Genomic DNA, 15,064 nt, shown 5'->3' with positions numbered 1-15,064 from the left:
AAACGAATAGAATACCCGGAAGTATATTTATCCGCTTACAGTCTTGTTACAATATCAGTTTTATGAAGCCATTTTTTATTGGAAATATAGAAATAAAAACACCTATCATACAAGGTGGAATGGGAGTCGGAATCTCATTGTCCGGCTTGGCATCAGCCGTAGCCAACGAAGGCGGCATTGGTGTTATTTCATGTGCAGGTTTAGGTCTGCTGTACCCTAAAGGCAAAGGCAACTATACCGAAAAGTGCATTTGCGGACTCAAAGAAGAAATCAGAAAAGCCCGCCAAAAAACAAAAGGAATCATCGGAGTAAATATCATGGTGGCCCTTTCTAATTATGCAGAGATGGTACGCACTGCCATAAACGAAAAAATCGATGTAGTCTTTGCCGGTGCAGGACTTCCCCTCGATCTACCCCTATACCTGACACCGGAAAGTAGAACAAAGCTGGTACCCATCGTATCTTCTTCAAGAGCAGCCAAGATTATATGTGACAAATGGCAGAAAAACTTTGATTATTTGCCCGATGCCATAGTAGTAGAAGGTCCTAAAGCCGGAGGACATCTGGGCTTTAAGAAAGAGCAGATACAAGATGAGAAATACGCTTTGGAATCTTTGATACCGGAGGTTGTAGCAATTGCAATGAGCTATAAGGAAAGAAAAGATATTCCTGTAATTGCCGCAGGCGGAATCTCTACAGGCGAAGATATTGCACGGTTTATGCAATTGGGAGCTTCAGCCGTACAAATGGGAAGCATTTTTGTAACAACCCAAGAGTGCGATGCTTCACAAACCTTCAAAGAGGTTTATATCCACTCTAAACCCGAAGACGTTCTCATTATTGAAAGTCCCGTAGGAATGCCCGGACGAGCCATTGACGGAGAATTTATCCGCAATGTAGAGAAAGGACAGGAAAAGCCCAAATGTTGCTCGTTCCATTGCATCAAGACGTGTGACTATCAGAAAAGTCCCTACTGCATCATCAAAGCACTGTATAATGCGGCCAAAGGAAATATGAAAAGAGGATACGCATTTGCAGGCAGCAATGCTTTTCTCTCTGAAAAAATACGCAGCGTAAAAGAAGTGATAACCACATTGAACAATGAGTTCCTTTTAGCAACCTGCCAATTAGCCCCAGCGAAAATGAAAACTTAAAAACAATTCGATATGATGAAAAAGAGTATTGTCCGACCAGAGACCAATCAGTTAGCAGAAAACGCTCTTAAAGAGCATAAGAAAAAAGTTGGAGAAGTTATTCTTGTAGCAATTACTCCACGAACAACAATTGAGCTTCCGGCCAATCTATCTCAAGCTGAAATAGCCGAACGTGTAGAACTTTATAAAAAACTGCACAGTTCCAAGATATAATTCAGTTGATTTTTCATCGATTGACAATAATACAAAAGCCCTGAAGTTTCGCACTTCAGGGCTTTTTCAGATCATTCTCCTATCAATAGTCTGCTTACCGCAACACTATTCATAGCCCATTCATAGGTGTAGACCTCATCGGCTTCAGGAGTATCCGTCATCCGGCATCACTGGTACGTTTCATGAAAAGTAAATTTCGTTCGGGCAGTCAGTTGTACACTGAGGATATCTAAGGGGAGTCTGGTATTCGGATATCCCTATCCCCCTACTCCTGTCACTGTCTTCAGCAAATAACCTATCAGAAAACTGATTCCGGCCACGGAGAAGCTCAACACCGCCATCTCCGTGAAACGGCGTTTAAAGCTTTCATTACGGGCAATGGCATAATAATAGTTGAAAAAGGCTATAATCAGCAACGCCATCACCAGCATGATGCATAAAGCCAGAACAGGACTTGACAATAAGATAAACGGACCTACCAAAGCCACTACGGTTATGATATAAGCTATCCCCGTATAAATAGCCGCCTTAACCGGACGCTTATTATGAGTCTTTTCTGATTTAGTGGAAAGGTATTCGGAAGAAGCCATAGAAAGTGCCGCTGCAATCCCTGTAATGCTGCCGGTCAGCGCAATCAGTTTCGTATCATTCAGTGCCAGTGTGAAACCTGCCAATGCTCCGGTAAACTCCACCAAGGCATCATTCAGTCCTAAGACTACCGAACCCATATATTGCAAGCGCTCCTCATCTATCATTTCAATAAGCTTTTCTTCATGGTGCTGCTCATCCCGCGCCATCTCGGCAAAGTGTTCCATACTCGGGTATTGGGAATACACCCCACTCGTTTCTTTCTCTCCCAGTTCCAGACGACGAACGGCAAACGTGACACCCAGCAGACGCACTAACCATACATAAAAGAAAATTTCAAAACGATTAGGACTGACATCTTGATGAGTATAGCCTCGCAATGTGGCATAGTGCCTACTTTCATCCTCCGCAATACGTTGCAATATCTCCCGGTTATGAGGATCCTTTTCCTTTGTCGCTAACTTCTGGTATATAATACTCGATGTTATTTCCTCCTTCTGAAAACCAATCATTCTTTTTATTAATTCTTGTTCAGTCTCTTTCTCCATACCTTTTATTTTAAGGATATACTAAATTATAAGTTAATTATCAGGTACAACAATCCAAGCAGTAATTGTTTCCGGTCAGAATGATTTTTTAATAAAACATAGAAAGCTGATCGGTACGCAGACTCTTCATTTCCCGTTCTTTAATAACTGCATCCTTATCCACTTCCCCGATTAGCATCGGAGAATCCTTATCGTGTTTACTCCGGTTAAATTTCGCCGTATTATAATTACCTTTAATGGCATAACAATAAATACAGCCATTGAGGCAGCTTTCATAAGTGCCGATGTCAATACTTTCCACACAACGGCAAATTTCCCGCTGATTCTTATCTTTACGGGCAGCAATAGGATATCCGATAATTCGTTCAATCAACCTATTGTCAACACATACTCCACTCGAAATACCCCAATGAGATAAGTCGACCTTCGTTGTACAAGTATCTAACTCCATCGAACATTCATCCGCAGTCTTCTTAAATGAAATGGCCATTGAATCAATATCTTCCTTTATCAACGGCTCGATATGAAATTCACGGAGAGAGGCACGCACATGTGGATAATGATCAATAAAACCCAACATGCACTTTTCAGTATAATCATGCAAAGCAAATGCCATTTCAGCAAATTTGTCCTGATGAAAAGTAACTGTGTATTGTTCGTTCGTAAGAATAGGATCATATCGCCACAGCACTTTCTCCCTTCCTATTTTATCAGAAAGGCGTTTGAATGTATCTATACGCTTTTGAAGTGGCGGCAGTTTACTTTCAAGTTCCGTTCCGTACGGATTCAGTGTAAACTGGAAATAGTATTTATAGTTCTGCAATCTGTCCAGTTTATCAATCATCGGTGCAGGATTCTTCGTCCAAAAGACAACACAATCAATAACAGCAGGGTCCAGGCTGACCCTGCTGATCATATTAGGATTATACGGATTAGGCACCAGAACATACCTTTCTTTTATCCGGTTGAGAAACCACTCCGAATAAAAAGCAGGTATATCCGTCCTGCGACTGGCACTGATGATCATCTTCCTACCTCGTTATTTGTCGGAAGATGGGACTACGTAATCTTCTTTAATAAATTCGTCATATACCCTCTTGGGATGGTCGAAATGAGCCACACCTGTACGATCTTCATTAAAGTTCTCGCGTCGGAATTTTTTCAGTTTCAAATTGTCTTCAGCATACTCTCTAAGTTTCCTCTTTTCACTCCCGTACAAAGAACTATCCAATACCTCGGACTCCAACAAACCTTCCCTGGGAGTAATGGTAGGCAATAGATTTTGTTCCAGCAGTCCACGATAAGCACCATTGTACTCACACCAAACATTATCGCCCAAAACAAACAAGCGATACGTGTAGTTTGACCATGCCGTCTTGATGATAATCTCGCGGGCATAGATTTCTACTGTCGCCTCCGAATTGTAATTCGGATCACGGATGACAACCAACTTTCTGCCTGAAATATCCTCTTTTACTAAAGTTGTCCATCTCTCACAATTCAGGATCTCTTCGATAATTTCAGGTAGTTTTTCTCTAATCTCAAAATGTATTCTCATATTCTTTGCCTGTGGGTCAGGACTTTCTTTACTACCCCCCAATTTGATATATGCTCCTAAGATAACAAGAATTTGTCAGAAAAACAATAAAAAATCCGTTATCTATTTGCCATCCGATAGATATTTTCCATATCATCGCGATGTAAAACCTTCAAATTTCCGGTTGTTGCACTACCACCGGAACTGCATTTATCAGCCATAAGTTTGATTTCTTCGTCAGTGGCCTGTCGCCCTATCAGCTCGCAAATACTAACCGGCATTCCAATTGCGCGATAGAAATCTTCCATGGCTTCAATACCTGCCAAAGCGGTATGTTCGGGTGATTTGAAATCATTCGTTACACCCATCACATTCACGGCAAACTGAGCGAAACGGGTTACATTCTCCTTGTAGACATAGCGTGCCCAGCTTCCCCAAAGAGCTGCCAGACCTGCACCATGTGCTACATCGAATAGTGCACTCAGTTCATGTTCAAGCTGGTGCGTTGCCCAGTCACCGGTTGTTCCGCATCCCGTCAAGTCATTGTGTGCCAAGCTACCTGCCCACATAATTTGGGCACGATGTACATAATTCTCCGGTTCCTTCAGTACTTCAAAAACGCTATCTTTTACCGTACGGAGAATACTTTCAGCAATGGCATCAGTCACCGTCATATCGTCATCATGAGAGAAATAGCGTTCCATAGTATGCATCATAATATCCGTTACACCACAAGCTGTCTGATAGCTGGGCAATGTATAAGTCCGTTCCGGATTCATCACAGCAAACTTGCAACGGCACAGGTTATTGGAATAACCTTTTTTCAAATCACCGTCCTCATTAGTTATCACGGTGCTGTTACTCATTTCACTCCCCGCAGCAGGAATTGTCAGCACGGTAGCAACCGGCAGACAAGCTTTCGCATGGACTCGTCCCATATAAAAGTCCCATACTTCACCCTCATAAGGTACACCGAAAGCAATCGCCTTCGCAGAGTCGATCACACTACCGCCACCTACAGCAAGAATGAAATCAACCTTTTCTTTCCGGCACAGTTCAATACCCTCGTGCACTTTCGACAAACGTGGATTAGGAACCACCCCGCCCAGTTTTACGTAAGCAATGCCTTCTGCCTCCAATGCCCGGCATATTTTATCCAGCAAACCGGAACGCTCTGCACTCTGTCCGCCATAATGTACCAGAACTTTAGTGCCGCCATATTGATTCACCAATTTCCCTGTTTTTTCTTCCGATAATGCTCCAAACACAACCTGTGTGGGTGCATAGTAAATAAAGTCTTTCATCATCAATTTCGTTTTTTATTCTGATACAAAGATAAGCATATTGAGGGTAGAAAGGTTCATAGAAACTATAACTTTTCATTATCTTTGCACCGTAATCACCGACTAACTAATCCGATAATAAATATTATGGCATTTACCAACAATATTATGATCGTCCGTCACAGATTGCTGACAGAGCTGGTAAAACTGTGGAGGGATAACGAACTTGTAGAGAAAATAGACCGTCTTCCCATTGAATTGAGTCCAAGAAGGTCAAAGCATGCAGGACGCTGTTGCGTACATAAAGAACGCGCCGTATGGAAATACAAATCACTGCCGTTACTGGGACTGGATATGGAAGATGAAAAAGATGAATTAACCCCATTATCAGAGTATGCAGCACATGCACTGGACCGTGCAGAAAACGGAACGCCGAAAGATAACATCATGTGTGTGATTGATGAAGCATGTTCCGCCTGTGTACAAATCAATTACGAAATCACCAACCTTTGCCGCGGATGTACTGCCCGTAGCTGCCAGACCAACTGTCCGAAAAAAGCTGTCCATGTAAAAGAAAGCGGACAGGCATGGATAGATCATGATGAATGTATCAGTTGTGGAATTTGCCACAAAAGCTGCCCTTATCATGCTATTGTTTATATCCCCGTACCTTGCGAAGAGGCTTGTCCGGTGAAAGCTATCAGCAAGGATAAGAAAGGTATCGAACACATCGACGAAAGCAAATGTATCTATTGCGGCAAGTGTCTCAACGCTTGTCCGTTCGGAGCAATTTTCGAAGTGTCACAGGTATTCGATATCCTGCACAAGATACGCAAAGGAGAAAAAATAGTGGCCATTGTAGCACCGTCTATTTTGGGACAATTCAAGACTACCATTGAGCAGGTATACGGCGCCCTCAAAGCTGTGGGATTCACTGATGTCATCGAAGTGGCTCAGGGAGCTATGGATACGGTCAGCAACGAAGCACATGAATTGATAGAGAAGTTGGAAGAAGGACAGAAGTTTATGACCACTTCCTGTTGCCCTTCCTACATCGAACTCGTAAACAAACATATTCCGGGCATGAAACCTTATGTTTCAGGCACAGGTTCACCGATGTATTACGCAGCACGCATCGCCAAGGAGAAACATCCGGATGCTAAAGTAGTTTTCATCGGTCCGTGTGTAGCCAAACGTAAAGAGGCCCAGCGTGATGAAGCTGTGGATTTTGTTATGACTTTCGAAGAAGTGGCATCAGTATTGGACGGACTGGATATTCAGTTGGAACAATCGCAACCTTATACCATGTCGTTTGCATCCGTGCGCGAGGCACATGGATTTGCCCAGGCTGGTGGCGTAATGGGAGCAGTAAAAGCCTATCTGAAAGAAGAAGCTGACAAAATCAATGCCATCCAAGTAGCTAATCTGGATAAGAAAACCATCGGTTCATTGCGGGCGTATGCCAAATCGGGCAAAGCACCGGGGCAATTTATAGAAGTGATGGCATGTGAAGGTGGCTGTATCACCGGACCTTGTACGCACAATGAGATTGCCGCAGGTAAACGTCAATTTGTACAAGAATTAGCTAAACAGGAAAAGACGTATTGAAATTGATGAATAGGTACGCGGACAACGCGGACTAAACGGACGAACACGGATTTAAAAGGCTACGCTTATTGATAACTAAATCCTCGTTATCGTGCGTCATCTGCGGACGAAAAATAAAAATCCGCGCTCGTCCGTTTAGTTCGTGTCGTCCGCGTATCCATTAATAAAATAACATGAAGAATCTGATTGACCGATTGCATAGTGAACGAAGCCTAAGTGCTGAAGAATATAAAGCACTACTCCTTTGCCAAGACGCTGATACTTTAAAGTATCTGCAGGAGCAGGCACGGGAGGTGTCACTTGAACAGTTTGGCAATCGGGTATTTATTCGTGGGCTGATTGAGATTACCAACCACTGCCGTAACAATTGCTATTATTGCGGTATACGGAAAGGAAATCAATCTGTTCTCCGTTATGAGTTGACACGGGAGGATATTCTGGAATGTTGTCGTGAAGGATATACCCTCGGTTTCCGGACTTTCGTCTTGCAAGGTGGTGAAACATCCTCCGTAAAAGATGGTTTTATCCTTGAAACTGTTACGGCTATACGTCGTGAGTTTCCGGATTGCGCCATCACACTATCATTAGGCGAAAAGTCCCGTGAGACTTACGAGCATTTTTTCCGGGCAGGTGCCAATCGATATTTGCTCCGCCACGAAACGCATAATGAGGAGCATTACCATCATCTGCACCCCGACAAGATGTCTATCAGACAACGCCTGCAATGTTTGGCATGGCTGAAAGAAATAGGATATCAGACAGGAACAGGTATTATGGTAGGCAGTCCGGGACAAAACACCGATCATCTGGTGGAAGACCTCCTTTTTATAGAGCAATTTCATCCTGAAATGATAGGAATCGGTCCTTTTATTCCGCACCACGATACCCCGTTTGCAGCATGCCTGCCGGGAAGCATGGAGATGACTCTGAAACTTCTTTCCATCTTCCGGTTAATGCATCCGAAGGTGTTATTACCCTCTACCACAGCATTAGCAACGCTCGCACCGGATGGACGAGAACGCGGAATACTGGCAGGAGCCAACGTAGTAATGCCAAACCTTTCTCCCCCGGAACAACGGAACAAATACTCACTTTATGATAACAAAGCCTCTTTGGGAGCCGAAGCTGCAGAAGGCTTACAACAATTAGAAGAAAAACTGACGGTTATCGGATACCGGATATCGAAAGAAAGAGGAGACTACTAATCACTAATCACTCACCCCTAATCACTAAAAACGTGTATAATGTAAGTTCAAAGCAGGCAGAAGAGTTCATCGATCACCAGGAGATACTGGACACGCTGGACTATGCCCGCACCAATAAAGACAACCGTGCCCTCATTGAGAGTCTGCTCGAAAAGGCAGCCTCATGCAAAGGTTTGTCCCATCGTGAAGCCGCTCTACTGTTAGAATGCGACCAGCCCGACCTGACGGAACGTATCTTCCATCTGGCACGAGAAATTAAGCAAAAACTATATGGCAACCGCATCGTAATGTTCGCCCCGTTATACCTTTCCAATTATTGTGTGAACGGATGCGTTTACTGCCCCTATCATGCAAAGAACCGCACTATCGCCCGCAAGAAATTATCACAGGAAGAAATACGCCGGGAAGTGATAGCCTTGCAGGATATGGGACACAAACGTCTGGCACTGGAAGCCGGCGAAGACCCGCTACGTAATCCCATCGATTATATTCTGGAATCTATTCAGACCATCTATGGTATTCATCATAAGAATGGTGCTATCCGGCGGGTAAACGTGAATATTGCCGCTACAACGGTAGAGAATTATCGCCGGCTGAGAGATGCAGGTATCGGTACTTACATTCTTTTTCAGGAAACCTATCACAAGGAGAATTATGAGACCTTGCATCCCACAGGTCCTAAAAGCAAATATTCCTATCATACCGAAGCTATGGACCGCGCCATGGAAGGTGGTATCGACGATGTAGGTATAGGTGTATTGTTCGGACTGAATACCTATCGATACGATTTCGTAGGATTATTGATGCATGCCGAACATCTGGAAGCGGCATTCGGTGTCGGACCGCATACAATCAGTGTACCCCGTATCTGTCCGGCGGATGATATTGAAACAAAAGATTTCCCCAATGCCATTTCTGATGAAATGTTCTGCCGCCTCGTTGCGGTAATCCGCATTGCAGTGCCTTACACCGGAATGATCATTTCCACCCGTGAATCGGAAGCTGTACGACGCAAGGTATTGGAATTAGGTATTTCACAAATCAGTGGCGGCTCACGTACCAGCGTAGGCGGATATGCCGTACCGGAGACGAAAGAAGAGAACTCGGCCCAATTCGATATCAGCGACCGCCGCACACTGGATGAAGTTGTAAACTGGTTGCTCGATCTGGGACATATCCCCAGTTTCTGTACGGCTTGTTATCGTGAAGGGCGGACGGGTGACCGTTTCATGTCTCTTGTCAAGCGGGGACAGATAGCAAATTGCTGTCAGCCCAATGCTTTGATGACTCTGAAAGAATATCTGGAAGATTATGCTTCACCCGAAACCCGGGAGAAAGGTATCCGCCTCATTCATGAAGAGATGGAGCGCATCCCGAATCCGAAAATCCGGGAAATAGCTTTGCAAAACCTGCATGAGATAGAGGAAGGGAAAAGAGATTTCAGATTTTAATTTATTACCCCCCTTAATATTGAGACTAATGAATCAGACTCCTAATGCCAACCGCCTGCACATCGCCCTCTTCGGACGGCGAAACAGTGGAAAATCCAGTCTTGTCAATGCCTTGACGGGGCAAGATACCGTTATTGTCTCCCCCACTCCCGGCACTACTACTGATCCTGTGACAAAAGCAATGGAAATTCATCCACTCGGTCCATGCCTTCTTATTGACACTCCGGGATTCGATGACGAAGGCGAGCTGGGAGAAATGCGCGTAGAACGCACATTGAAAGTTATTGGAAAAACAGACATAGCCCTATTGCTTTGTGAAACCGGAGACGCACAGGAACAGGAATGGCTTCAACGATTGAAGGAACAAGGCATCCCTGTCATATTGATTCTGAACAAAGCTGATGTACGCCCCAATACTACAGAGTTGGCAGAACAGATAAAAGTCAGTTGCAGGCAACTTCCCATCATCGTCAGTGCCAAAGACGGCACAGGTATCGAAGCCATCCACCGCGCCATTCTGGAAAAGTTACCTGCCGATTTCGGAGAACAAACCATCACCGGAAGCCTCGTAGCAGAAGGTGATGTAGTAGTGTTAGTCATGCCCCAGGACATTCAGGCACCTAAAGGACGACTTATCCTTCCCCAAGTACAGACAATCCGCGAACTTCTGGACAAGAAATGCCTGATTATGAGTTGTACCACAGATAAGCTGAAAGATACACTATGCGCACTTGCTAATCCCCCCAAATTAATTATCACAGATTCGCAAGTATTCCACACCGTATACGAACAGAAACCGGCTGAAAGCCGACTCACTTCCTTCTCCGTACTCTTTGCCGGCTACAAGGGAGATATACACTATTATGTAGAAAGTGCATCCGCCATCGACCGACTAACGGAACAATCCCGCATATTGATAGCCGAGGCCTGTACCCATGCTCCACTGGCAGAAGATATCGGCAGAGTAAAAATCCCCCACCTGTTGCGTAAACGAGCAGGTGAAGGATTACAGATAGATATTGTCTCCGGAAATGATTTTCCTGAAGATTTATCCCCATACAATTTGATTATCCACTGTGGCGCCTGTATGTTCAATAGAAAGTATGTACTGAATCGCATTGAACAGGCACGTGCACAACAAGTACCCATGACAAATTATGGGGTAGCAATTGCCTACATCAGTGGAATACTAGACAAAATAGAAAAATAATGAACCACTCTACTCCAGTTCCTCCAGCACCTTCTTCACATCCACCGCCTGAAGCCTCCCATACACCTTCTCTCCAATCATCACTACGGGTGCCAGTCCGCATGCTCCTACGCAACGCAGGCAATCAAGTGAAAACTTCCCGTCCGGTGTCGTCTCTCCGACTTCGATGCCCAATACGCGCTTGAATTCTTCAAGCAATTTCTCCGAACCACGTACGTAGCACGCCGTTCCCATACACACCGAAATAGGATGTTTACCTTTAGGAGTCATCGTAAAGAAAGTATAAAATGTTACCACACCATACACACGCGACACCGGAACATTCAACTTCGCAGCAATCAGGCGCTGCATCTCTTCCGGCAGATAGCCGTGCAGATGCTGCGCTTCATGAAGTATATTGATAAGTTCGCCCGGCTGGTTGCCATGCTTGTCACAAATAGCACGCACTTGTTCGGCAACGTCACAGGCTAATTTGATATCTGACATAGTTTCTCCGTTTTAATAAGTTAATCAATCGCCTTATTGAAATAATGCGTATGTAGCAACCGTTCCGCAGTCTCACTCAGCGGCTTACCCAGATATTCCTCATACAGAGTCTTGATGTACGGATTCTCGTGCGACTTACGCAAAGGCTTCTGTGCATCTTCCCGGTACAATGCATTGGCACGCGCATACAACACTTCCGAGTTGCCATGATGCAACGGTTGCCCGCCACCACCGATACAGCCTCCCGGACATGCCATAATCTCAATCACATGATACTCATTCCGTCCATGGCGAATATCTTCCAGCAAATGACGCGCATTACCCAGACCATGAGCAATACCCACCTTCAATTCAAAACCATCCAGATCAATCGTTGCACGGCGCACACCGGCCAAGCCACGTACTTGTTCAAAGTTCACATTCTCCAATATCCGTCCGGTATAAATCTCATAAACCGAGCGTAACGCCGCTTCCATCACACCACCGGTCGTTCCGAAGATGACACCAGCACCTGTCGAAGCTCCCATCGGCTGATCGAATTCCTTATCCGTCAGTAGCGTAAAACCTATGTTAGCCCGTCTGATAAGTCGTGCCAGTTCACGGGTGGAAATAGAATAATCCACGTCCGGACTGCCATCTGTCTTAAACTCATTGCGGTCGCACTCATACTTCTTCGCCAGACAAGGCATAATAGATACCACTACCAGCTTTTCACGCGGAATACCCATCTTCTCCGCCCAGAATGTCTTGGCAATGCTACCGAACATCTGCTGCGGCGAACGTGCCGTAGAAGGAATATCAAGCATATCGGGGAAATGATGTTCAAAGAAATTTACCCATGCCGGACAACAGGAAGTCAGGATAGGCAGGCGAACAGATTTATCCCCATTCATATAACGTGTCAGGCGATTCAATATCTCGGCACCTTCTTCCATGATGGTAAGATCGGCGGCAAAGTCTGTATCAAATACATAATCAAAACCCAATTCACGAAGAGCGTATACCATCTTTCCCGTTACCAATGTCCCGGCAGGCAATCCAAATTCTTCTCCCAAAGCCGCACGAACAGCCGGAGCTGTCTGTACAATAACTACCTTATCCGGATTTTCCAGATCCAGCAACAAGCGGTTAGTATGATCGCGTTCCGTCAATGCCCCTACCGGACAAACAGCTACACATTGTCCACAATAAGTACATTCACTATCGCTCATCATCTTATCGAAAGCCGGAGCAATCGTAGTATTGAAACCACGGCGAATGGCTCCCAAGGCGCCTACCGTCTGCACTTCATTGCATACACTCTCGCAACGTCTGCAGAATATACACTTATCCATATTCCGCACAATGGACGAAGTGACTTCACGCTTACGAGGCGAAAGCTCCCCACCATTATAAGGCATCCGCCGGATATTGAAACGTAATGCCAAAGTCTGCAACTCACAGTCACCGCACTTCGGACAGGTAAGGCAATCATTCGGATGATCCGAAAGTATCAGTTCAGCCACCACCTTGCGGGCATTCATCACACGCAAGGTACTGGTACGCACCACCATTCCTTCTGTACAACGGGTAGCACAAGCAGGAGCCAGATTACGGCGTCCTTCCACCTCCACGACACAAATACGGCACGAAGCCGGATTATTCTTAACGCAAGTACCCTTCAAATCAATATGGCAAAGGGTAGGTATATCTATACCTATTTTCCGTGCAGCTTCCAGGATAGTCGAGCCTTCGGGCACGGTAATATAATGGCGGTCTATTTGCAGGGTTATTTGTTTTTCTTCCATAGCAGTAGTTTTTAGCAGACATTGATTGCTTTGAATTTACAGCGTGCCATGCACATGCCGCACTTGATGCACTTGTCCGGATTGATGACATGCGGTTTGCGCACATCACCCAGAATGGCATCCGCCGGACAATGTTTAAAGCAAAGATGGCAACCGATACATAGTTCCGGATTAATGGTATAAGTCAGCAATGATTTGCACTGCTTCGCCCGACAGGTTTTATCCCTTACATGCTCCACATATTCATCATAGAAGTTATTGAGCGTAGACAGTACCGGATTGGGTGAAGTCTGTCCCAACCCGCACAAGGCAGTATCTTTTATCACCTTTCCCAAGGTAGAGAGTGCATCCAGATCTTTCATCGTACCTCGTCCTTCGGTTATCTTGTTCAGCAGTTCCAGCAAGCGCTTGTTACCAATACGGCAAGGCGTACATTTTCCGCATGATTCTTCCACCGTAAAATCAAGATAGAAGCGTGACACAGAAACCATGCAATCATCCTCATCCATCACAATCATACCACCGGAACCCATCATCGAGCCTTCCGCCAGCAAGTTGTCAAAGTCAATCGGTGTATCCAGATGCTTTTCTGTCAGGCATCCCCCCGAAGGTCCACCCGTCTGCACTGCCTTGAATTTCTTTCCGCCCTTAATGCCACCGCCAATTTCATAAATCACCTCACGCAGTGTCGTACCCATTGGCACTTCTATCAAACCGACATTATTAATCTTACCGGCCAAGGCAAATACTTTTGTCCCTTTCGAACGTTCCGTACCGATAGAAGAGAACCACTCCGCTCCCTTTGTCAGGATAATAGGAATATTGGCAAGTGTCTCCACATTATTCACATTGGTCGGCTTGCCCAGATAACCGGCTTCGGCAGGGAAAGGAGGTTTCAAGGTAGGTTCGCCGCGCTTTCCTTCCATAGAGTGAATCAGCGCAGTTTCCTCACCGCATACGAATGCTCCCGCACCGTAACGTATTTCAATATCAAAACTGAAATCCGTACCGAATATATTTTTTCCCAGCAACCCGTATTCACGTGCCTGGGCTATAGCTATTTTCAATCTTTGTATGGCCAGCGGATATTCAGCCCGGATATAAACCAATCCTTTCGGAGAACCAATGGAATAACCGCAAACTGCCATAGCCTCAACAATAGAGTGCGGATCACCTTCCATGATGGAGCGGTCCATAAAAGCACCGGGGTCCCCTTCATCGGCATTACACACCACATATTTCATGTCGGCTTTCTGCTTATTGGCAAACTCCCACTTCAGTCCGGTAGGGAAACCACCACCACCGCGTCCGCGAAGTCCGGAACGTTTTATCACGTCAATCACTTCTTCCGGCTTCTTATGGAGCAGGCTATCTGCCAATGCCATATAGCCATCCAGTGCAATATATTCCTCAATGTTTTCGGGATCGATGAAACCACAGTTACGCAAAGCGATGCGCATCTGCTTCCGATAGAAATCCATGTGCTTGGAGTCACTGACGGTTTTCTCCGTCTTCGGATCGATGTAGAGCAGCCGTTCTATCTTCCGCCCCCCGATAATATGCTCTCTGACTATCTCGTCGGCATCATCAGGAACCACCTGGGTATAGAAAGTGTTATCAGGGATAATCTTTACGATAGGTCCCTTTTCACAAAAGCCGAAACAACCGGTAGTGATAATGTCCACCTTGTCGGCAATATTATTTCTCTCGAGTGCTTGCTGAAGACGTTCAGCAATAATGTGGCTGTCGGATGCCTTGCAACCTGTACCGCCACAGATCAGAATTTGCAGATGCTCGGTTCCCAATGCCAACCCACAGCATTGCGCCGCAACCGTCTCATTGCTTTCTTCGCGTAGCAAGAGCGTGCCTTCTGCCCTTTTCTTGATAATTCTCAGATCATGGATAGTTAGTACTTTCATTTTGTAATAGATTTGGGGTCGGGAACAAAGATACAAAAAGACTTGAGATTACAAAAGGAAAGCAATAAAGATTGC

At 45.2% G+C, this 15,064-nt stretch carries 13 protein-coding genes; 6 read left to right on the top strand and 7 right to left on the bottom strand.

The features are described 5' to 3' along the window. The first annotated feature begins 62 nt into the window (after positions 1-62). Positions 63-1,154, top strand: coding sequence for a nitronate monooxygenase family protein (locus DW036_RS14655; RefSeq protein WP_118465046.1), 1,092 nt, complete (start codon positions 63-65; stop codon positions 1,152-1,154). A 12-nt stretch (positions 1,155-1,166) separates the two neighbouring features. Continuing rightward, positions 1,167-1,367 (top strand): hypothetical protein, encoded by a 201-nt coding sequence (locus DW036_RS14650; protein ID WP_118421986.1) that lies wholly within the window; start codon positions 1,167-1,169, stop codon positions 1,365-1,367. A gap of 257 nt (positions 1,368-1,624) precedes the next feature. On the opposite strand, the gene DW036_RS14645 is transcribed toward DW036_RS14650, so the two are convergent. From DW036_RS14645 to DW036_RS14630, 4 genes are all read right to left on the bottom strand, one after another. Next, positions 1,625-2,503 carry a VIT1/CCC1 transporter family protein gene (locus DW036_RS14645; protein WP_118465045.1) on the bottom strand — a complete coding sequence of 293 codons (879 nt, stop codon included), beginning with the start codon at positions 2,501-2,503 and terminating at the stop codon, positions 1,625-1,627. A gap of 88 nt (positions 2,504-2,591) precedes the next feature. Further along, a complete protein-coding gene (locus tag DW036_RS14640; RefSeq protein ID WP_118465044.1) occupies positions 2,592-3,530 on the bottom strand; it encodes a DUF1848 domain-containing protein in 939 nt (312 codons plus the stop codon). 12 nt (positions 3,531-3,542) lie between these two features. Beyond that, positions 3,543-4,061 (bottom strand): hypothetical protein, encoded by a 519-nt coding sequence (locus DW036_RS14635; RefSeq protein WP_118465043.1) that lies wholly within the window; start codon positions 4,059-4,061, stop codon positions 3,543-3,545. A 98-nt stretch (positions 4,062-4,159) separates the two neighbouring features. Next, positions 4,160-5,344, bottom strand: a complete 1,185-nt coding sequence (locus DW036_RS14630) for an iron-containing alcohol dehydrogenase (RefSeq protein WP_118465235.1) — start codon at positions 5,342-5,344, stop codon at positions 4,160-4,162. Between the two features lie 126 nt (positions 5,345-5,470). Here DW036_RS14630 and DW036_RS14625 point away from each other — a divergent pair, with 126 nt between their 5' ends. The 4 genes from DW036_RS14625 to hydF all read left to right on the top strand — a co-directional run bounded on the left by DW036_RS14625 (position 5,471) and on the right by hydF (position 10,797). Then, on the top strand, positions 5,471-6,931 hold the full coding sequence (locus DW036_RS14625; protein WP_118465042.1) for a monomeric [FeFe] hydrogenase: 1,461 nt from the start codon (positions 5,471-5,473) through the stop codon (positions 6,929-6,931). A 173-nt stretch (positions 6,932-7,104) separates the two neighbouring features. Beyond that, a complete protein-coding gene (hydE, locus tag DW036_RS14620; RefSeq protein ID WP_118465041.1) occupies positions 7,105-8,136 on the top strand; it encodes a [FeFe] hydrogenase H-cluster radical SAM maturase HydE in 1,032 nt (343 codons plus the stop codon). Positions 8,137-8,168: 32 nt separating this feature from the next. After that, complete coding sequence (hydG, locus tag DW036_RS14615; RefSeq protein WP_118465040.1) at positions 8,169-9,587, top strand: [FeFe] hydrogenase H-cluster radical SAM maturase HydG; 1,419 nt, start codon at positions 8,169-8,171, stop codon at positions 9,585-9,587. A 28-nt stretch (positions 9,588-9,615) separates the two neighbouring features. Next, positions 9,616-10,797 (top strand): [FeFe] hydrogenase H-cluster maturation GTPase HydF, encoded by a 1,182-nt coding sequence (hydF, locus tag DW036_RS14610; RefSeq protein WP_118465039.1) that lies wholly within the window; start codon positions 9,616-9,618, stop codon positions 10,795-10,797. A 9-nt stretch (positions 10,798-10,806) separates the two neighbouring features. On the opposite strand, the gene nuoE is transcribed toward hydF, so the two are convergent. The 3 genes from nuoE to nuoF are packed head-to-tail and all read right to left on the bottom strand — an operon-like array spanning position 10,807 to position 14,989. After that, positions 10,807-11,283, bottom strand: coding sequence for an NADH-quinone oxidoreductase subunit NuoE (nuoE, locus tag DW036_RS14605; protein ID WP_007665079.1), 477 nt, complete (start codon positions 11,281-11,283; stop codon positions 10,807-10,809). A 20-nt stretch (positions 11,284-11,303) separates the two neighbouring features. Then, the gene (locus tag DW036_RS14600) at positions 11,304-13,070 is read right to left on the bottom strand and encodes an NADH-dependent [FeFe] hydrogenase, group A6 (protein WP_118465038.1); all 1,767 of its coding nucleotides are present in this window, start codon (positions 13,068-13,070) and stop codon (positions 11,304-11,306) included. Positions 13,071-13,081: 11 nt separating this feature from the next. Further along, the gene (nuoF, locus tag DW036_RS14595; protein WP_118465037.1) at positions 13,082-14,989 is read right to left on the bottom strand and encodes an NADH-quinone oxidoreductase subunit NuoF; all 1,908 of its coding nucleotides are present in this window, start codon (positions 14,987-14,989) and stop codon (positions 13,082-13,084) included. Positions 14,990-15,064 lie beyond the last annotated feature (75 nt).

This window comes from Bacteroides sp. AF39-11AC, assembly GCF_003474285.1.
In the GTDB taxonomy this organism is placed as follows: Bacteria; Bacteroidota; Bacteroidia; order Bacteroidales; family Bacteroidaceae; genus Bacteroides.
The sequence above is the reverse complement of the archived record's forward strand: the minus strand, read 5'-3'. Positions and strand labels throughout refer to the sequence as shown.